18 protein-coding genes are annotated in these 19,743 nt (G+C 71.8%); 14 read left to right on the top strand and 4 right to left on the bottom strand.

Features of this window, described 5'->3' with window-relative positions:
• Positions 1-21 precede the first annotated feature (21 nt).
• From ACVKXF_RS17485 to ACVKXF_RS17445, 9 genes are all read left to right on the top strand, one after another.
• Positions 22-435 (top strand): hypothetical protein, encoded by a 414-nt coding sequence (locus ACVKXF_RS17485; protein WP_456796488.1) that lies wholly within the window; start codon positions 22-24, stop codon positions 433-435.
• A 174-nt stretch (positions 436-609) separates the two neighbouring features.
• Positions 610-1,437 (top strand): ABC transporter ATP-binding protein, encoded by an 828-nt coding sequence (locus ACVKXF_RS17480; protein WP_123313594.1) that lies wholly within the window; start codon positions 610-612, stop codon positions 1,435-1,437.
• 13 nt (positions 1,438-1,450) lie between these two features.
• On the top strand, positions 1,451-2,293 hold the full coding sequence (locus tag ACVKXF_RS17475; protein ID WP_123313178.1) for an ABC transporter permease: 843 nt from the start codon (positions 1,451-1,453) through the stop codon (positions 2,291-2,293).
• A 169-nt stretch (positions 2,294-2,462) separates the two neighbouring features.
• Positions 2,463-3,608, top strand: a complete 1,146-nt coding sequence (locus ACVKXF_RS17470) for an ABC transporter substrate-binding protein (protein WP_456796487.1) — start codon at positions 2,463-2,465, stop codon at positions 3,606-3,608.
• Between the two features lie 48 nt (positions 3,609-3,656).
• Positions 3,657-4,721 carry an LLM class flavin-dependent oxidoreductase gene (locus ACVKXF_RS17465; RefSeq protein ID WP_456796486.1) on the top strand — a complete coding sequence of 355 codons (1,065 nt, stop codon included), beginning with the start codon at positions 3,657-3,659 and terminating at the stop codon, positions 4,719-4,721.
• A gap of 59 nt (positions 4,722-4,780) precedes the next feature.
• Positions 4,781-5,506: a cysteine hydrolase family protein gene (locus tag ACVKXF_RS17460; protein ID WP_456796485.1), complete on the top strand. Its 726-nt coding sequence runs from the start codon at positions 4,781-4,783 to the stop codon at positions 5,504-5,506.
• Positions 5,503-6,837, top strand: coding sequence for an NtaA/DmoA family FMN-dependent monooxygenase (locus tag ACVKXF_RS17455; RefSeq protein WP_456796484.1), 1,335 nt, complete (start codon positions 5,503-5,505; stop codon positions 6,835-6,837). The genes ACVKXF_RS17460 and ACVKXF_RS17455 overlap by 4 nt, the downstream gene beginning before the upstream one ends.
• A gap of 1 nt (position 6,838) precedes the next feature.
• Positions 6,839-8,548: an MFS transporter gene (locus tag ACVKXF_RS17450; protein ID WP_456796483.1), complete on the top strand. Its 1,710-nt coding sequence runs from the start codon at positions 6,839-6,841 to the stop codon at positions 8,546-8,548.
• A 14-nt stretch (positions 8,549-8,562) separates the two neighbouring features.
• Positions 8,563-9,057 carry a flavin reductase family protein gene (locus tag ACVKXF_RS17445; RefSeq protein ID WP_123313181.1) on the top strand — a complete coding sequence of 165 codons (495 nt, stop codon included), beginning with the start codon at positions 8,563-8,565 and terminating at the stop codon, positions 9,055-9,057.
• On the opposite strand, the gene ACVKXF_RS17440 is transcribed toward ACVKXF_RS17445, so the two are convergent.
• On the bottom strand, positions 9,044-9,610 hold the full coding sequence (locus tag ACVKXF_RS17440; protein WP_456796502.1) for a TetR family transcriptional regulator: 567 nt from the start codon (positions 9,608-9,610) through the stop codon (positions 9,044-9,046). The two genes, ACVKXF_RS17445 and ACVKXF_RS17440, sit on opposite strands and share 14 nt — an antisense overlap.
• 96 nt (positions 9,611-9,706) lie before the next feature.
• Here ACVKXF_RS17440 and ACVKXF_RS17435 point away from each other — a divergent pair, with 96 nt between their 5' ends.
• The gene (locus tag ACVKXF_RS17435; protein WP_456796482.1) at positions 9,707-10,567 is read left to right on the top strand and encodes an SDR family NAD(P)-dependent oxidoreductase; all 861 of its coding nucleotides are present in this window, start codon (positions 9,707-9,709) and stop codon (positions 10,565-10,567) included.
• A gap of 149 nt (positions 10,568-10,716) precedes the next feature.
• On the opposite strand, the gene ACVKXF_RS17430 is transcribed toward ACVKXF_RS17435, so the two are convergent.
• Positions 10,717-11,304, bottom strand: a complete 588-nt coding sequence (locus ACVKXF_RS17430; protein ID WP_123313182.1) for a TetR/AcrR family transcriptional regulator — start codon at positions 11,302-11,304, stop codon at positions 10,717-10,719.
• Between the two features lie 76 nt (positions 11,305-11,380).
• A complete protein-coding gene (locus ACVKXF_RS17425; protein WP_456796481.1) occupies positions 11,381-13,585 on the bottom strand; it encodes an MDR family MFS transporter in 2,205 nt (734 codons plus the stop codon).
• 96 nt (positions 13,586-13,681) lie between these two features.
• Between ACVKXF_RS17425 and ACVKXF_RS17420 the strand changes: the two genes are divergently transcribed.
• The 3 genes from ACVKXF_RS17420 (at position 13,682) to ACVKXF_RS17410 (ending at position 17,639) form a co-directional block, all read left to right on the top strand.
• A complete protein-coding gene (locus ACVKXF_RS17420) occupies positions 13,682-14,146 on the top strand; it encodes a MarR family winged helix-turn-helix transcriptional regulator (protein ID WP_456796480.1) in 465 nt (154 codons plus the stop codon).
• 105 nt (positions 14,147-14,251) lie between these two features.
• Positions 14,252-16,069, top strand: a complete 1,818-nt coding sequence (locus ACVKXF_RS17415) for a DEAD/DEAH box helicase (protein ID WP_123313185.1) — start codon at positions 14,252-14,254, stop codon at positions 16,067-16,069.
• 241 nt (positions 16,070-16,310) lie between these two features.
• Entirely contained in the window at positions 16,311-17,639 is a 1,329-nt protein-coding gene (locus ACVKXF_RS17410; RefSeq protein ID WP_456796479.1) for a fibronectin type III domain-containing protein, read from the top strand.
• Positions 17,640-17,912: 273 nt separating this feature from the next.
• Here ACVKXF_RS17410 and ACVKXF_RS17405 read toward each other — a convergent pair whose 3' ends face one another.
• Positions 17,913-18,839, bottom strand: coding sequence for an NAD-dependent epimerase/dehydratase family protein (locus ACVKXF_RS17405; RefSeq protein ID WP_456796478.1), 927 nt, complete (start codon positions 18,837-18,839; stop codon positions 17,913-17,915).
• Positions 18,840-18,963: 124 nt separating this feature from the next.
• On the opposite strand from ACVKXF_RS17405, the gene ACVKXF_RS17400 reads away from it, so the two are divergent.
• Positions 18,964-19,704, top strand: a complete 741-nt coding sequence (locus tag ACVKXF_RS17400; RefSeq protein ID WP_456796477.1) for a TetR/AcrR family transcriptional regulator — start codon at positions 18,964-18,966, stop codon at positions 19,702-19,704.
• Positions 19,705-19,743 lie beyond the last annotated feature (39 nt).

Below are 19,743 nucleotides of genomic sequence, written 5' to 3'. Positions count from 1 at the left end.
TGGCCCGCCTACACTGCCGACATGACCGAGGTCCCCGTCGCGCGCTCCGAGTGGGGCCGGTTCGCCCCCGACTCCGTCGAACGCCGGATGCTCGAAGACACCGGGGCCGCCCTCGGACTCGTCCTCCGCCCGCGCACGGTCGTCCTCGACCGCGCCCGGGTCGAGGTCGAGGGCATCGACGACGCCGACCGCGTGGTCGTGCAGCTCGTCGCGAACCAGGGCGCCTACAAGCCCGCCTGGCGCAACAAGGTGATGGCGGACCTGTTCAAGCTGCTGTGGCTGCGGCGGTCGGTCCCCGGGGTCGAGCGTGCCGTGCTCGTCGTCGCCGAGCCCGCAGCGAGGGCGCTCGCCGGGTGGGTCGCGGTCGCCGCCGAGGACCTCGGCGTCGAGGTGCTCGTCTGGGACGGCGAGACCGCCGCACCGTCACCGCGCTGAGCCGTCGCACGCGTTCACACGTTCGCAACACATGTAGTCCGAAGCCGTAACACGGGCGCCCTAACCTCGTCACCAGCAGCGGATTTCCGCGTCGCAGACCACCCGAGCTCGCGACGCACGCTCTCCGCCATACGAGATCGAGCCTGCGTGCTCGCCGACGGTATGGAGGAACGGATGACCACATCAGCGGTCCGCGTGGACGCGGTGCGCAAGGTCTACGGCAGCGGCCCGAGCGCCATGGTCGCGCTCGACGACGCCCGGCTGACGATCGAGCCCGGCAAGTTCGTGTCGCTCATCGGCCCGAGCGGCTGCGGGAAGTCGACGCTGCTCCGGCTCGTGGCCGGGCTCGAGCCCGCCGACCGCGGTGACGTCCGGGTGCACGGGGTCACCCCGGCGCAGGCGTGCGCGGCGAAGCTCATCGGGCTCGTCCCCCAGACGCCGGCGCTGCTGCCCTGGCTCACGGTGTTGCAGAACGTCTCCCTCGCCGCCCGCGTGAACCCCGGCGCCGGCCGACGGCGTGCCGCCATCGACGACCTCGAGGAGCGCGGCACCGGTGCCGGTCCGGACATGCGTGAGCTCCTGCGCATGGCGGGTCTCGGCGAAGCGATGGACAAGCTCCCCGCCCAGCTGTCCGGCGGCATGCAGCAGCGCGCCGCGATCGTCCGGGCATTCGGGCTGCGCCCCGACGTGCTGCTGATGGACGAGCCGTTCTCGGCACTCGACGAGTTCACCCGCGAGAGCCTGCAGGACCAGCTGCTCGACCTGTGGGACGAGCTGCGCACGACGGTCCTCTTCGTGACGCACTCGGTGTCCGAGGCCGTCCGGATGTCGGACACCGTCGTCGTGATGGCGCCGCGCCCCGGCCGGATCGTCGACGTCATCGACATCGACCTGCCCCGCCCGCGCAACCAACGCCTGTTCGAGGAGCAGCGGTTCCACGAGTACGAAGACCTCGTCCGGACCCGCCTGCACAGTGCCTGGCGCACGGCCGATGCGGCCTGAGGGAGACGGGACCATGAGCGCGACCACCACCTCCACGCCCGCCGCGACCGTCACCACGGCCGACGCCGAGCGGCGCACCGCCCGCCGATCCGTGCCCGGTTGGCTCCGACCGACCGTCTGGTTGCCCCTCGTCGTGATGCTCGCCGTCCTGGCGGTGCTCTGGCAGATCGGGGCGACGGCCATGCCGTACCTGCTGCCGCCGCTGCCCGCGGTGGGGGAGACCCTCGCCACGCAGCTGCCGTACTACCTGCAGAACGCCGGCATCACCCTGGCGGAGTCGCTCGTCGGCCTGGCCATCGGGTTCCTCGCCGCGTTCGTGCTCGCGGTGCTGACGAGTGAGCTGCCGATCGTCCGACGCGCGGTCATGCCGATCGCGATCGTGCTGAACGTCACGCCGCTCGTCGCGATCGCCCCGGCCCTGGTCGTGGCGTTCGGGTTCGGGCCGCTGCCGAAGCTCGTCATCACGGCGCTCATCTGCTTCTTCCCGATCCTGATCAACACCGCCGCGGGGCTGCGGTCCGTGCCGCAACCCGTGCTGCAGGTGTACCGGACGATCGACGCGTCCCGGTTCGAGATGCTCGTGCACCTGCGGATCCCGAACGCCCTGCCGTTCGTGTTCGCAGCCCTCCGGATCGTGTTCCCGTTGTCGATCATCGGCGCGGTCGTCGCGGAGCTCTCCGCCTCGGGATCGACCGGGGGACTCGGCACCGTGATCAGCACGGCGTCGTCGATGAACCAGCTCGCCGTCGTCTACGCCGCCATCGCGATCCTCGCGGTGATGGGTGTCGTCCTGCTCGGACTCATCACCCTCGTCGAGCGTCGCGTCCTGCACTGGCACCGCACCGCGAACGACTGACACGCGGTCCGCCTGCCGCACCACGCGGCCGCCCCGCGGCCCTGCCGCACCACCCGCCGGCGCGAGCCTGCCCGCGCGACGTCAGCCGCGCCTCCCGGCCGACGTCAGCCGCCCCACCGCCCCACCCGCACCTGCCCTGCACCACCCATCCCTTCCCACAGGAGTGACCATGCAGCACAGCACCACGCAGCACAGCACGCGCCGCACCACGCGCCGCACCACGGCCGCACTCGCGGCCCTCGCCACCGCCGTCGTCGCCCTCGCGCTCACCGGCTGCAGCACCGGCTCCAGCGCCGGCACCACCTCGTCCGAGGGCAGCGCCATCTCGGCCGAGCGGTGCAAGGAGAACAAGGACGCCGGCACGATCACCTACCTGTCCGGCTACCAGTACCAGTCGTCGGCGTCGATCCTCGAGTACATCGCGGCGGACGAGCTCGGCTACTTCAAGGACCTCTGCCTCGACGTCACGCTGAAGCCCGGGTCCGGTGACACCGCACAGAACACGAAGCTCCTCGCGAGCGGCCAGGCCACCGTCTCCGCCGTCGCCGAGCAGGACCTCATCCAGGCCCGCGCGAACGGCATCGACATCACCGGGATCTCGTCGTACTCGAACGCCGGGCTCGACGTCCTGATGACGAACGAGGACATCACCAAGCTGCCGCAGCTCGACGGCCAGGTCGTCGGCCACAAGGGCTACGTCCCCGCGTCGGTCCGGGCGATGATGGAGAAGGCCGGTGTGGAGTGGGACTCCCTCACACTGGTGAAGGAGGGCTACGACCCGTCCGTCCTGCCCCGCAAGCAGAACGGCCTCGAGGCGCTGACCGGCTTCGTGTCGAACGAGCCGAACCTGCTCAAGGCCGCCGGTGACGACGTCACCGTCTGGCAGCCCGTCGACTACGACATCCCCTCGTCGATCGGCGCCATGGCCGTGAACCCGGCGTTCGCGAAGGCGCACCCGACCGCGGTCGAGGACGTCCTGCGCGCAGCCCTGCACGCCTACGACTTCTGCTCCGCGAGCGAGGCGAAGACGAAGCAGTGCGTCGGGTACGCCGCGAAGCTGTCCGGCGCCACCTACGACACGGCCCAGAACACCAAGATCTGGACGACCGAGACGAAGGTCATCGCGGACAACCCGACGCCGGACCAGCCGCTCGGCGGCATCGACCCGGAGAACGTGACGAAGCTCGTCGACATGCTGCACCAGTTCGACATCGTCAAGCGCTCCGTGACCGCCGACGACGCGAAGAGCTGGTTCACGAACGAGTACATCGACGCCATCACGAAGGACGGCGAGACCGTGTGGCCCGCACCGTGAGCCCCATCGTCACCGAGTGTTCCGCAACGACCAGAAAGGCGGCGTGAGATGCCCGCGAAGGAGTACGGGATCTTCCTCCCGATCGGCAACGGCGGGTGGATGCTCTCCACCACCGCACCCCACCCCGAGGCGACCTACGCCTGGAACAAGCGCGCGGCGCTGCACGCCGAGACGATCGGCCTGGACTTCGTGATGTCGATGGCGAAGTGGCGCGGCTTCGGCGGCTCCACGGACCACTGGGGCCGGTCCCTGGAGTCGATGACGATGATGGCCGGGATCGCCGAGGCCACCGAGCGGGTCAAGATCTGGGCGACGATGCACGCCAACGTCCACAACCCGGCGGTCGCCGCCAAGATGTACACGACGCTGCAGGACATCTCCGGCGGCCGGGCCGGCATGAACATCGTCAACGGCGCCTACGCGGCGGAGTTCGAGCAGTTCGGGATCTGGGACGCGGCCCTCAGCCACGCCGACCGGTACCGGATGACGGAGCTCTGGACCGAGGCGGTCACGCGCCTGTGGACCGAGGACAGCGTGACGATGCACACGCCGTACTTCGACCTCGACGCGTGCGAGTCCCGCCCCCACCCGGTATCGCGGCCGACCATCATCAGTGCCGGCAAGTCCGAGGCGGCCCGGGCGTTCCAGGCGAAGCACGCGGACGGGGCCTTCCTGGCGGCGGACAGCCTGGACGAGATGCGCGAGCTGTCCCGCGACGTGCACGACCGCGCCGCCGCCGAGGGCCGCGAATGCCGCACGTACTCGATGCTCACGGTGGTCCAGGGCGAGACCGACGCCGCCGCCCAGCGGAAGGTGCGCGAGTGGGGTGCCGGCGTCGACCGACAGGCGCTGGCCTCGATGCGGGCGTCGTGGGGCGTCCCCGCCGAGCAGGCACGGGCGTGGGCGGACGGTGCCGCTGGCGAGGACGCGTTCCAGACCGCGTACGTCGCCGGGTCGGCCGAGACCGTCACCGAGCACATCGAGTACATCGTCGACCGGGGCGAGCTCGACGGCCTGATGCTGATCTTCCCCGAGTACGACCAGGACATGGTGCTGTTCGGTGCGACCGTCCTGCCCGCGCTCCGCCAGCACGACGCGGCGGTCGTCCGGTGACCGGGGGAGTCGACGTGGGTCGCGACCCACGGCTCGTCAGGCTGCTGGACGGGGGATCGTTGGCTGCCGGTTCGCCGGTTGGCGGTTCGCCGGCCGCCGGCTCGCCGGCCGGTGGTCCGCGCCCCGCGCTCGTCGTCGTCGACGTGCAGCGCGACTTCGGTGAGCCGGCGCGGATCGCGCCGTACGGACTCGACGACCGCGCGTCCGTCGCCGTGGACGCCGCCGTCACCCGCATCGGCTCGCTCGTCGACGAGGCCCGCGCGACGGGCGTCCCCGTGGTCTGGGTCGAACTCGGCAGCGACCCGGCCCGGCCGTGGCGTTCCAGCACGTGGCTGCGCGGGGGCGACCCGGACGGACCCATGCCGGACGACGAGCCCTGCCGGATCGGCACGGAGGGCGCCGAGTGGTACCGCATGGCGCCAGCGTCCGGTGAGACCCGCGTCGTGAAGCGCGGGTACAGCGGGTTCCTGGGCACCGACCTGGAGGCCCGGCTCACCTCCGCCGGGATCGGCTGGGTCACCGTCGTGGGACTCACGACCGAGTGCTGCGTCCTCGCCACCGCGCAGGACGCGATGCAGCTCGGCTGGCCCGTGGTGGTCCCGCAGGACGCCACCGCCGCGTACGACACCGACGTGCACGACGCCGCGCTCACCCTGATCGACCTGAACGTGGGCGTCGTGACCGACGCCGACGAGACGGTGGCGCTGTGGCGCGAGTCCGCCTCCGCGTCTGTGTCTGTGTCTGTGCCCGCGTCCGCGTCCGCTTCGCCGGTGGGTGCCCGATGAGCGGCATGCACCTGGCCTACGACCTGTCCTTCACCCACACCGAGGGGCGGTGGGCCGCGGCCGGCAGCTGGGTCGGCCAGGACTTCCCCGACGTCCGCATGTACATGGAGGTGGCCCGCACGGCCGAACGTGCCGGCGTCGACATGCTGTTCTTCGGCGACGGGTCCGGTGTGCCGAGCACGTGGCGCGGCAGCATCGACCCGGCCGTCGAGTGGGGCATCCAGTGGCCCCGGCAGGACATGTCACCCGTGATCGCCGCGATGTCCACCGTCACCGAGCACATCGGGTTCGGGCTCACCTACTCGTCGACGTTCACGCACCCCTTCTCCGTCGCCCGGCTGCTCAACTCGCTCGACCACGTCACCGGCGGACGGATGGCGTTCAACGTCGTCGCCTCGTCGCGTGGTGCGGACGCAGCGAACTACGGGTCAGACCACCTCATCGACCACGACCTGCGGTACGAACGGATGGAGGAGTTCATCGGCGTCTGCCGTGCGCTCTGGGACTCCGTCGCCCCCGACGCCATCGTCCGCGACCGCTCGACCGGACGGTTCGCCGACCCGGCCGGGGTGCACCCCATCGACCACGACGGTCGCTTCTTCAAGGTCCGTGGCCCGCTCGCGAGCGTCCCGAGCCCGCAGCGGCACCCCGTGGTGGTGCAGGCCGGCAACTCGCCGCGCGGCATCGCCGCCAGTGCGTCCTTCGCCGACCTGGTGTTCGGGTTCGGGTCGAGCGTCGCCGGACAGCTCCGGCACCGGAACGCGCTCGACGCAGCGCTCACCGACGCCGGCCGGGACCCGTCCGGCGTCGGGATCCTCTGGGCGACCCAGGTCATCGTCGGGGCCACCGACGCCGAGGCCGCCGCCCGCCGCGACTCGCTGCTGTCGTTCTGGAACCGCGAGGCCGTCGGCACCTTCATCTCGCACAACGCCGGCTACGACTTCTCCACGCTGCCGGAGACGTTCCGGCTCGGCGAGCTGCGCGACGAGATCGTCGCCGCGCAGGCGAGCCCGGCCGGCCTGGTCGGCAGCCTGGTCGCCGAGTTCGGCGAGGACCACACGATGGACCGCGACGACTTCTTCGAACACGGCTGGCGTGCCGCGACGGGCCTCGACCACATGCTGGTCGGCGACGCAGCGGGGGTCGCCGACGCCCTGCAGGAGAACTTCGCGGCCACCGGCGGACGCGGCGGCTACATGCTGTCCAGCCCGCTCGGCATGCCCACCGGGTTCGCCGACCTGAGCGAGCTCCTCGTGCCGGAACTGCGTGCCCGCGGTGCCCTGGCGCCGCGGTACCCGGGGACGACGCTCCGCGAGAACCTGGCGGTGTGAGGTGACCCCGGCCCGTCGGTGGCTCGCGCTCGGCGGGCTCTGCCTCGGCTTCTTCATGCTGCTGCTCGACAGCACGATCGTGTCCGTCGCGCTGCCGGACATCGGCAGCGACCTCGGCACCGACGCGTCGCTGTCGGTCTGGGTGAACAGCGCCTACCTGTTCGCGTTCGCGGTGCCGCTCCTCGTCGCCGGACGGCTCGGCGACCGCTTCGGCCACCGCCGCGTCTACCTGCTCGGGCTCGCGGTGTTCACCGTCGCGTCGGTCGGCTGCGCGTTCGCGCCGGGGATCGGTGCGCTCGTCGTCTGGCGCGCCGTGCAGGGCGTCGGCGCCGCGCTGCTGACGCCCCAGTGCCTCACCGTCATCCGTTCGTTGTTCGACCCGCCGCGGCTCGCCGTCGCGCTCGCCGTCTGGAGCGCCGGCGGTGGTGCCGCGACCGTCGCCGGCCCGATCGTCGGGGGCGTGCTCGTCGAGGCGTGGGGGTGGCCGTCGGTCTTCCTGGTGAACGTCCCCGTCGGCATCGTCACCGCCGTCGCCGTGCTCCGCTTCGTACCCGTGTCCCGACGCATCGCGGTGCCGCTGCCGGTGCTCGCCGTCGTCGGGGTGACCGCCGGGGTGTTCGCGGTGGTCGTCGGCGTGCAGGGGACCGGTGACGGAGTGCTCGCCGCACCCCTGCCGCGGGTCGGTCTGGTGGTCCTCGGCGCGCTCGTCGTCGCCGCGGTGCTCACCGTGCAGCGCCGAGCGGGCGACCGGGCACTCGTCCCGCTCGGGCTGTTCCGCGACCGCGGTTTCGTCACCGGCTCGTGGGGAGCGATGGCCGCGTCGTTCTGCGTCGGGTCTGCGCCGATCCCGCTCATGCTCGACCTGCAGGACGGACGCGGACTCGGTGCCGGCGCAGCCGCCCTGGTGCTCGTGCCGATGGGGATCGCCTGCCTGGCCGCCGCACCGTTCGTCGGCCGCACGACGAACACCGCCGGCCCGCGAGCGACGGCGACCATCGGTGCCGTCCTGCTCGTCGTCTCGGTGACGCTCACCGCCGTGCTCATCGGGACGTCGGCTCCGCTCTGGGCGGTCGCGGCGGCGTTCACCGGCTTCGGGGTCGCGAACGCGTTCGTCTGGTCCCCGTTCTCGCTCGCGGCGGTGCTCGGGGCCGGCCCGGCGACCATCGGTGCGGCGTCGAGCACGTTCAACACCGTGAAGCAGCTCGGTGCCGTCCTGGGCAGCACCGTCACCGCCGTGCTGCTCGCGGTGTCGACCGACGCGGTCGCCCTCGGCGCCCTGGCGCTGGCGGCACTCGGGGCGCTCGTGGCGGCGGTCTCCCTGCCGAGACGGGCGCCGGCGGTCCTCACCGGCGCGGTCGTGCACGGCGCCGGCGTCGGCCACGGGCTCGGGTTCCCGACCGCCAACCTGCTGCCCGACGACGGCCGTACGGTGCCGTCGGACGGCGTCTACGTCGGGTGGCTGACCGCACCGACGTGGCCCGGCACGCGCGAGGCCCTCGTGTCGATCGGCAGCAACAGCACCTTCGCCGACCGGCAGCGCACCGTCGAGATCCACGTGCTCGACTTCGACGGCGACCTGTACGGCACCCCCGTCGAGCTCACTGTCGGCCGGCGGCTCCGTCGGCAGCGCACGTTCCCCGGGCCCGACGCCCTCGTCGCCGCGATGCGTGCCGACGAACGACGTGCCCGCTCCCTGCTCGCCCGCTCCTGAACGAAGGAACCCCCATGCAGCACGAGTTCGTCGGCGACCCGCTCGACATCCGCGAGGCGATCGCCGAGATCCCCTCGGTCGTGGCGGCCATCGCCGCCCGGGTGGCGGGCGCGCCGGTCGTCATGGTGGCCACCTCGTTCACCGTCGGGGTCTCCTACGACCCGCCGCTCGCGACGATCGCCGTGCAGCACTCGTCGACGACCTGGCCCGACCTGGCGGCGGCGCCGGTGCTCGGCATCTCGGTCCTCGCCGAGGGGCACGCCGAGCAGACCCGGCAGCTGGCCTCCCGCGACCGGGCGCAGCGACTGGTCGGTGTTCCGCACGTCGACACCGGGTCGGGGGCCGTGCTGCTCGACGGTGCGCACTCGTGGTTGGAGTGCTCGGTCGAGGCCGTCCACCGTGCCGGCGACCACGACATCGTGGTGCTGCGGGTGCTCCGCTTCGCCCGCGACGCCGCGAACGCCGCGCTCGTCTGGCACCGCCCCGCTCGGCGGCTCAGCCCGCGGTGATCGCGGCCACCGCCTGCACGACGACCGCGCGGCGGCGGGCAGCCGAGGCGCTGGCCGTGAGCCGGGCGTACTCGGGGGTCGCGCCGCTCCAGAGCGCAGCCGTGTGGATCACGAGGCCGAGCAGTTCGGCCGCGTCGAACGCGGTCGAGAGCAGGCCGTCGCGCTGTGCACCCTCGATCGCCTGGAGCTTCGCCGTGTTGCTCCGAACGACCGCGTCGATCGGGTGCTGCGTGTCGCCGCGCTCGAGTCGGTACCACGTCGCGAGCCGTTGGACCCAGGGCCGCCGGACGTAGGAGTCGTGCAACCGTCCGGCGTACTCGGGGAGGTCCGCCGGATCGATCGTCACCTCGTCCAGCGTCTCGGCGACCATGGCGTCGAAGACCGCGTCGAACAGGCCGTCCTTGCTGGCGAAGTAGTGGTAGATCTGCGCCTTGTTGCTCGCGGCGGCGGCCGCTATCCGATCGACGCGGGCCCCCGCGATCCCGACCGCAGCGAACTCGTCGCGCGCGGCGAGCAGGAGTCTCGCGCGAGTGGCGTCGGCATCTCGTGGCATCGGCACGCTCGCCATCGTATCAACCGGGTGGTTGACAAATGCGAGCGGATGGCGTTCCATGACTTCTGTCAACCAACCAGTCAGTTAGGAACCATCGTGTCCGTCTTCCTCGTCACCGGCGCCTCCCGCGGCCTCGGTCGATCCATCGTCCGCGCCGCGCTCGACGCCGGCCACGACGTCGTCGCCGGCGTCCGTGACCCACGTGCACTCGACGACCTGGTCGTCCCAGAGGGCGGGACCCTCGTCAGCGTCCCCTTGGACGTCACGGATCCGGCCGCAGCACGTGCGGCCGTCCGTACCGCCGTCGATCGCTTCGGGCGACTCGACGTCCTCGTGAACAACGCCGGGTACGCCAACCTCGCGAGCATCGAGGACGTCGAGCCGGCAGACTTCCGTGCGCAGGTCGAGACGAACCTGTTCGGCGTCGTGGCCCTGACGCAGGCCGCCCTGCCGGTGATGCGCACTCAGGGCTCCGGGCACATCGTGCAGGTCTCCTCGGTCGGTGGTCGCATGGCCACGCCGGGCCTCGGCGCCTACCAGACGGCGAAGTGGGCGGTGGGTGGCTTCTCGTCCGTGCTCGCGAAGGAGGTCGAACCCCTCGGCGTCCGCGTGACCGTCCTCGAGCCCGGCGGGATGCGGACGGACTGGGCCGGTTCGTCGATGCAGGTGGCCCCGGTCCGGCCCGAGTACCAGTCGACCGTCGGCGCGTCGGCCCGCCTGCACGGGGGGACAGCCATCGGTGCCAGCGACCCGGACCTCGTCGCGGAGCTCGTGCTGCGGGTCGTCGAGATGGACCAGCCGCCGCTCCGGTTGTTGGTCGGCCCGGATGCGTTCCAGCACGGCACCGCGGCGGGTCGCGAGCTGCTCGCGCGTGACGAGGAATCCGAGGCGCTCAGTCGCTCCACCGCGGCTGCCGACGTCACCCCCGAGCAGCTCGATCCGCTCGCCCACTCCTGAGCCGGCGGTCCCGCGGCGCGGCGTTCCTTCCCAGAACGCGTGCGGTGGGAAGCGGAATCGGGCGTACCTGGACAGAAGTTCTGACCAGGTACGCCCGAAACGACCGAGTACGCGGAACGGCCCGGCGCGGAACGGCCCGCGCGGGACCGTCAGGCGGCCAGCGCCGCCATCTCGCGCACCACGGCCCGGAGTCGCACGGCGAGCTCGTCGTTGCTCCGCACGGAGTCGCGGTGGGCAGCCTCGCTGAGCGCCGACATCACGAGCGTCACGGCCGTGCGTGCGGTCTGCTCGTCGGTGCGGGTGCCGACGACGCTGAGCAGCGACTGGCGTGACTCGGCCATCCACTGCATCACCATCGACGACATCTCGGGTCGGAGCACGAGCAGCTCCTTCATCCGCCGACGGTCCTGGGAGAGCGGAACGGTCGCCGCGACCAGGGAGCACAGGTCGTCGACCAGGCCGCCCTGAGCCTCGGCGAACCACACCGCGGAGTGCTCCGGGACCTCGACCGAGTCGAGGCCGAGTGCGGCGTGCGCCTTCGACGAGAAGTAGTTGAAGAACGTGCGCGGGGAGACGTCGGCGTCGGCGCAGATCTGCTCGACCGTGACGCCGTCGAGTCCGTGCGCCGACACCAGGGTCAGCGCTGCGTCGTGCAACGCCTGGCGGGTCTGCTGCTTCTTCCGTTCACGCAGCGTGCACGGCTCCGTTGCCGTTGCCGCTGCCGGGGTGGTGATCACGGGGACTCCTGGTGTGGTCTGGGTGGTGGGAGGGGCGCCCGCCCGGAAAGGGGGCACGGACGGACGCCCCGGTCGGTCACCGACGGTGCGTCGGTGTGGATCCGGTCGAGCCCGAGCCGGTGGGCACCGAGCCGGTCGGCACGGAGCCGGTCATCGGCCCGGTGAACGAGCCAGCGTCGGCCGCGGCAGCACCGGCCTCGGCCTCGAGCTGGGCCTCGGCGGACAGGTCGGCGCGCTCCTGCAGCGCGGAACGCTGGCGCAGCGGCGGCACCCGGAAGAACCAGGTGAGCACGAACGCGAGCAGGATCACACCGAGGCCGACCCAGTAGATCGTCACGGACGAGGCGTTGAAGCCCGCCATGAACGGCCGGGTCAGGCGGCTGTCGGCACCGGTCAGGAACGAGGTGTCGTTCGTGCTGGTGGCGCTGTCGCTCGTGGTGTTGCCGTCGTCGATCTTCTTCGCGAGCTCCGGGGTGAGCTCGTCGACCCAGTAGGAGCGCTGCGAGGCGTTCGACCAGTCGACGGACACGGCGCCGTCCTGCACGCTGGCGTGTGCCTGGTCGGCGACCTGCTCGAGCGCGGACTGCTCGGCCGCCGGCGTCGCCGCGGCGACCTGCTGGTCGATGACGGACTGGGCCGAGGCGGCGGGGACCGCACCGGCGGCGACCTGCTGCTGCACGGCTGCCGTGACCTGCTCGGTGACCGCGGCGTCGGCGGCCTGCGTCGCCTTCGCGGAGGCAGCGTCGAGCTGCGACTGCACGGTCTTCGTCAGCGGGGTGACGACGGGCGTCCAGATCTTGTCCATGGCGCCCTGGTTCGCCTTCGCGCTGGCGACGGTCGGGTTGAGCGCGGCGTCGAGTGCCGGACCGAGGTCCTTCTCGTTCGCGGTCGCGGTCAGGATGTTCGCCGGCATCACCGAGAACAGGATGGACAGCAGCACGGCGGTGCCGAGCGTGCCGCCGATCTGGCGGAAGAACGTGGCGGACGACGTGGCGACGCCCATGTCACGGGCCTCCACCGAGCCCTGCGACGCCAGGGTGAGCGACTGCATGACCGAGCCGAGGCCGAGACCGATGAGGAACATGCCGATCATCAGGAACCAGAGCGGCTTGTCGATCGACATGAAGGTCAGGACGACGTAGCCGGCGGACACGAGCGCGGTGCCGATGACCGGGAAGATCCGGTAGCGGCCGACGCGGGCGACGATCTGACCCGAGGTGATCGAGGCGATCATCAGACCACCGACGAGCGGCAGGGTGGCGAAGCCGGACTCGGTCGGGGTGAGCCCGACGACGATCTGCAGGTACAGCGGGATCGTGAGCATCGCGCCGAACATCGCGAAGCCGACCAGGAACCCGATGACGGTCGCCATCGAGAAGGTGCCCGAGCGGAACAGCTTGAGCGGGATGATCGCCGCGTCGCCCATCTTCGACTCGATGAGCAGCAGCCCGATCAGGCCGACGACACCGACGACGTAGCAGGCGATGGCGGCGGGGGAGCCCCATCCCCAGATGCGGCCCTGTTCGGCGACGAGCAGCAGCGGCACGAGGGTGACGATGACGGCGGTCGCGCCCCACCAGTCGACCTTGGGCTTCGCGTCGTCGGCACTGTGCACCTTCGGCAGGTGCAGGAAGACGATGACCATGAGGAGCGCCGCGACGCCGATCGGCACGTTGATCAGCAGGACCCAGCGCCACCCGGTGATCCACAGGATCTCGGAGGAGCCGGCGAGCAGGCCGCCGATGAGCGGGCCGATGACCGACGAGATGCCGAACACGGCGAGGAAGTAGCCCTGGTACTTGGCACGTTCGCGCGGGGCGAGGATGTCGCCCATGATCGCCAGCGGCAGCGACATCAGCGCACCGGCTCCGATGCCCTGCACGGCACGGAAGGCCGCGAGCATGAGCATCGAGGTGGACATCGACGACAGGACGGCGCCGAGGATGAACACGACGATGCCGAAGATGTAGAGCGGTCGGCGGCCGAAGATGTCGGAGAGCTTGCCGTAGATCGGCGTCGCGATCGTCGAGGTGATGAGGTAGGCCGTCGTGACCCAGGCCTGCTGGTCGAGGCCGTGCAGGTCGTCGCCGATGGTGCGGATCGCCGTGCCGAACACCGTCTGGCCGAGGGACGACAGGAACATGCCCGCCATCAGGCCGTAGATCACGAGGAGGATCTGTCGGTGGGTCATCAGGGGCTGCTGGCCGGTACCGCCGGAGGCTGCTGGGGCCTCGGCGCTGTGCCGACCGTGCTGCACCTGGACGGGTGCGGTGGCGGTCATCGAACTCCTTTTTCGTGCTGTGTAACTTTGCAGACCGCGCAACGATACATCTGTTGCTTCCGACAAGCAACTAAATGTGGCCGCTACGCTGAGCGCATGTCCGACGACCGGCGCGCTGCCGAGCGACTCCTGCGATCCCAGCTCGACCGGCTGTGGGTCCGACAGACCCTGCGCTCCTCGCTCATCGAGTCCAGCGGGGGACTCGACCCGACGGCGCGCGTGATCCTGCGGGCCGTCGCCGGTCACGGACCCGTCCGGGCCACCGCCATCGCGGACGCGACGGGCCTGTCCCGCCCGGTGATCAGTCGCCGGGTCGCGTCGCTGATCGACGCCGAGCACCTGGTCGGATCGCCGGACCCCGCCGACGGCCGCGCCACACTCGTGTCCCTCGCACCCGCGGGCAAGCGACTGCTCGACCAGCTCGACGCGGCCGGCGCCGAGGTCTTCGACGACCTGACCGAGGAGTTCGCCTCGGACGAGCTGCGCTCGCTCGCCGAGATGCTCACGCGGCTGAACGACCGGGCCGACGCGGTCCTCGGGATCGGCACCACACGCCCGTGACGTGACCGTGACGGGACCGGGAGGCACGGGTCGGGCCCGCCCCGCGCCTCCCGTCCGCCTGCTCTCCGGTCACTGCGGTGCGTGCATTCGAGATACCGTTGGTGTATGAGCACGGACACCGCCACCACCACCGAGACCACCGACGAGGGGCCCGTGGTGACCTTCGCCGATCTCGGCCTGAGCGACGCTGTGCTCAAGGCCGTCAAGGACATCGGGTACGAGACCCCTTCCGCCATCCAGGAAGCCACCATCCCCACGCTTCTCGCCGGGCGCGACGTCGTCGGCCTGGCGCAGACCGGTACCGGCAAGACCGCGGCCTTCGCGCTGCCGATCCTGTCCCGCATGGACTCGGGCAGCAAGAAGCCCCAGGCGCTCGTGCTGTCGCCGACGCGTGAGCTCGCCCTGCAGGTGTGCGAGGCGTTCGAGCAGTTCGCGTCCCACATGAAGAACGTCCACGTCCTGCCCGTCTACGGCGGCCAGGCGTACGGCGTGCAGCTCTCCGCCCTGCGCCGTGGCGTCGACGTCATCGTCGGCACCCCCGGTCGCATCATGGACCACCTGGCGAAGGGCACGCTCGACCTGTCCGAGCTGAAGTACCTCGTGCTCGACGAGGCCGACGAGATGCTCAAGATGGGCTTCGCCGAGGACGTCGAGACGATCCTCGCCGACACCCCCGACGACAAGCAGGTCGCGCTCTTCTCGGCGACGATGCCCGCGCAGATCCGCCGCATCTCGCAGCAGTACCTGACGGACCCGGCCGAGATCACCGTCAAGACCAAGACGAAGACCGCCGCGAACATCACGCAGCGCTACCTGATGGTCTCCTACCCGCAGAAGGTCGACGCGCTCACCCGCATCCTCGAGGTCGAGGACTTCGAGGGCATGATCATCTTCGTCCGCACCAAGAGCGAGACCGAGACCCTGGCCGAGAAGCTCCGCGCCCGTGGGTACGCCGCCGCCGCCATCAGCGGTGACGTCGCCCAGGCCCAGCGCGAGCGGACCGTCAACCAGCTGAAGTCCGGCAAGCTCGACATCCTGGTCGCCACCGACGTCGCCGCCCGTGGCCTCGACGTCGACCGCATCACCCACGTCGTGAACTACGACATCCCGGTCGACATCGAGTCCTACGTGCACCGCATCGGCCGCACCGGTCGCGCCGGCCGCTCGGGTGACTCGATCAGCTTCGTCACCCCCCGCGAGCGTCGCCTGCTCTCCGCGATCGAGCGCCACACGAAGCAGCCGCTCACGCAGATGCAGCTGCCGACCATCGACGACGTCAACGAGACGCGCCTGACCCGCTTCGACGACGCGATCACCGCGGCGCTCGAGGACCAGGGCCGCATCGCCGCCTTCCGCGACGTCATCGCCCACTACGTCGAGCACCACGACGTCCCCTCGGACGACGTCGCCGCCGCCCTCGCCGTCGTGGCGCAGGGCGACTCGCCGCTGCTCCTGACCGCAGCCGACGACGCCCTGCGCACGCAGATGGACCGCGACGCCCGCCGTGGCGAGCGCGACGACCGTGGCGGACGCGACGACCGTGCCCCGCGCAGCGACCGTGGCGGCGACCGCGACCGCGGCCCCCGTCGTTCGCAGCCCATGACCGCCTACCGCATCGAGGTCGGTCGTCGGCACCGCGTCGAGCCGCGTCAGATCGTCGGTGCGCTCGCGAACGAGGGCGGCCTGCGCCGCGACGACTTCGGCGCGATCCGCATCCAGCCGGACTTCTCCATCGTCGAGCTGCCCGCCGACATGGACGGTGGCGTGCTCGACCGTCTGACCGACACCCGGATCAGCGGCAAGCTCATCGAGATCAAGCCCGACCGCCGTGGTGGTGGCGGTGGTGCCCGTCGTTACGAGGACCGCGACCGCGCCCCGCGTGGCGACCGCGACGACCGTCCGGAGCGCAAGCCGCGCTACTGACGCGAGCCGCGTCCTGGACGCGACCCCCTTTGTGACGGGAGGCACTGTGCCGGCTGGCACCGTGCCTCCCGTCCGTCCTCGGTGCGGGTCCCGGGCCCGCGAGACGCCGGTCCAGCCTTTCGGCATCTTGCGGTGCGGGGAACCGCACATCACGCCCGGATCGGTTCCCCTGGTGCCCTGGCGGTGCTGTGATACCTGCAGCCGTGACGCAGGGAGCCGCGGGGAAGGCAGGGGAACGAACGTGTACCGAGCACTCATCACCGTCGCCGCAGCGGCGGCGCTCGTCATCGGGGGAGTGGCGCCGGCGACGGCTGCCCCCTCGTCCTCGGCGCCGGGCGCGCCGACCGCCGTCCGGGTCACCGGAGCCGGCGACAGCGCGACCGTGACCTGGGGTCCCCCGAAGTCCGGCGCGAAGGTCACCGGCTGGAAGGTCACGATCTCCCCCGCGCAGCACCAGCCCGACCAGGGTGTCGACCGGCTGCCGGCGAAGGCGCGGTCCGACCGCTTCGGCGACCTGACGCCGAAGACGACCTACCGCTTCTCGGTGCGCGCGATCGGCGCGAAGAAGACCGGCCGCACGACCCTCGTCCGCTACACCACGCCGTCCGTGGTCGACACGACGCAGTCGCTGTTCGCCCTCGACGGGTCCGGCAACGTCGTCCGGTTCGCCGAGGACGGTTCCGGCACCGGGAAGGTCGTCGCCGCGAAGGGGACGGGCTTCGCCGCGGACGACGTCGGTGACGTGTTCACCCCCTCGGCGGACCTGACCTCGATCCTGTTCCACCCCGCCGACGGCAGTGCCACGCGGACGCTGGCGACCGGGCTGCACCTCACCCCCGACCTGCGCTCCGACGTCGCCGGCAACCTGTACTGGATCGACTCGGCGACGGGTGCGGTGCAGAAGCTCCCCGTCGGCAGTTCCACCGCGACGACCGTGCTCGACCTGACTGCCACGGGCAGCGGCCAGCGGTTCTGGACCGTCACCCCCGACGGCAAGGTCGTCGCCGTCGGCGGTTCGCAGTTCTCCCCGATCGTCGTGGGCACCGGCATGAGCGCACGGGCGATCACCCTCCCCGGCAGCTCAGGCGTCGGGTACCCCGCAGCGGTCCTCGCCGACTCGCACGGCAACGTGTACGTCGACATCCGTTCTCCCGGTGCCGCCGGTTCGTGGGCCTGGTACCAGCTGAAGCCGGGCGCTACGGCCCTGACGCGGATCGAGCCCCGGCTGGCGTTCGAGTACGCGGCCACCAACGCCGACGGGTTCTCGCTGCTGCAGTCCGCCGAGTGGTGCAGCGCCCCCGCCGAGTACCCGACCAGCCCGACCGGCTGCAAGGTCGACCGCACGATCCCGGACAAGCTCGTGGTCGGCACCGGTGGGGAGTCCACCGTGGCGGTCTCCGGCATCACGGCGGGGTCGCGCGGGCCGAACACGGGCGCCGCCTCCGACGACGGCGACGTCTTCGTCAACGTCGACAGCGGAGCTTCGGCCGGGCTCTGGCGCGTGCCGGCCTCCGGCGGGGCTGCCCAGCAGCTGTCGTCGGCGCAGTACTCGCGGCTGCTGGTGATCTGACCGGCAGACCGAGGCAGGACGGGGTGGGACGCAACGGCGCGTCCCACCCCGTCCTGTGTCCGGGTGCGGGGTGCGGGGTGCGGGGGGGGGGGCGGGGTGCCGGGTGCGGGCGCGTGCCCGAGGTTCCGAAATCTTGGAGTGTCGGCGCTCCCTCGGCCGGTCCGTGGAACCTCGGCGGCACACCGGCGGCGTGTTGTGGAACCTCGGCGGCACCCGGCACCCGGCACCAGCGAGACCGCCCACCGCCGCCACCGCCCCCACAACCCGCCACCCTCACGACACCCCGGAGACGGTCCGGCGGCACACCTCGTCCCACGGGGTCGGCGCGATGCCGAACCACGTGCGGCTCTCGGCATCGTCGACCACGTACGGCGCCGTCCACTGGTAGGTCATGTCGGCGAGCTCCCGCATCATCGGCGACACGAGCCCGAGGGCACGGACCGCCGCGGCGGGCACCCGTCGGACGGGCACGGGCGGTTTGCCGGCGGCGGCCAGTACGTCGGTGAGCGCCTGCCGCTGGGTACGAGGAGCGTTGCTCGGCACCATCCACCTTCGGCCGTGCGCGCGCTCGTCCGAAGCTGCCGCCACCAGGGTCCTGGCGACGTCGAGCACGTCGGTGAAGGTGTGCGGCAGGTCGGTCCTGCCGATCATCGTCACGGCCTTCCCCTGCAATGCGGCCGGCAGCACCCGCGTGACGTGCCCGTTGGCCCCGATGCCCGGCCCGACGTAGTCCGAGGCCCTGACCTCGACGGTGCGGACACGTCCTGCGCGGTGCGCCGCCAGGGCGTCCGCCCACAGCCGGGCGCGGAGGATCCCCTTGTGGTCGGTGGCGGCGTCCGGGGTGTCGGGTCGCATCGGCCCGTCGACCGGACCGTACGGGTACAGGTTGCCGGTGATCGCGTACACGGCGCCGGTGCGTTCGGCAGCGCTGAGCATCGACGCGGCGAGGGGCGGCCAGGTGCGTTCCCACTGCGTGTAGTCGCCGGGGTTCGCGCAGTTGTAGAGCACGGCGGCGCCGTCGGCCGCCCGGGTGAGCGCCTCGGCGTCGGAGGCGTCGAGTGCGACGTGCCCGACTCCCGACAGGCCGGTGTCGCGACCCGAGCGGGTGCCGACCGTGACGCGCTCGCCGCGTTCGGCGAGCAGCGCGGCGACGTGGCGGCCCACCGGGCCGGCGCCGATGACGAGGTGGTGGTGCGACATGGTCCCTGCTTCCGTTCGGTCAGCGAGAGCGGTGCTCTCGCTACCAGGATGCGTGCTGGAGCACGAAAGAGCAAGAGCACTGCTCTCGTTTGTGTGCAGTGCTCTCGTGTGGCAGGGTGACCGGATGGCACCGACAGCACGCGAGCTCGCCCGGCAGACGGTCCGGGCGGACATCCTCGCCGCCGCGCGCACCCGCCTCACCGACGAGGGCCCGGCGGCGCTCAGCCTGCGAGCCGTCGCCCGCGACGTCGGCATGGTCTCGTCGGCCGTGTACCGCTACTTCCCGAGCCGCGACGACCTGCTGACGGCGCTGCTCATCGTCGACTACGACGAACTCGGCGCAGCGGTCGAGGCTGCCGACGCCGCGGCCGGGCCGTTGCCGGGTGCCCGCTGGGTCGCCGCGTGCCGTGCGATCCGGGCGTGGTCCGTCGCACACCCGGGGGACTTCGCGCTGCTGTTCGGGTCGCCCGTGCCGGGCTACGCCGCGCCCCGCGAGACGGTCGCGCCCGCCGCGCGGACGACGCTCGCGCTGGTACGGGTGGTCGCCGATGCGGTCGCGTCCGACGGTCCCGTCACGTCGTCTCCGGGAGCGGACGGGAGGCCCGGATCACCCATCGCGCCCACGGCAGCTCCCGGGCCGGCCGGCCCCGCAGTCGCGGACGCCCCGGCCACCCTGCGATCGTTCGGCGTCACGCTGCCCGACGAGGTCCTCGTCCGCACCCTGATGGCGTGGTCGACGGTGTTCGGCACGATCTCGTTCGAGCTCTTCGGCCACTTCGTGGGCTCCGTCTCCGACGGCGCCGCGTACTTCGACCAGGTGATCGCCCGCCTCGCCGACGACCTGGGGTTCGCCGCCGCGTTCTGACCTGCACGGTGGCTGGACCCCGGCCGTTGTCCACGACTC

It is taken from the genome of Curtobacterium sp. PvP017 (assembly GCF_054060195.1).
Note: the sequence above shows the minus strand (reverse complement) of the source record. Positions and strands in the feature narration are given on the sequence as shown.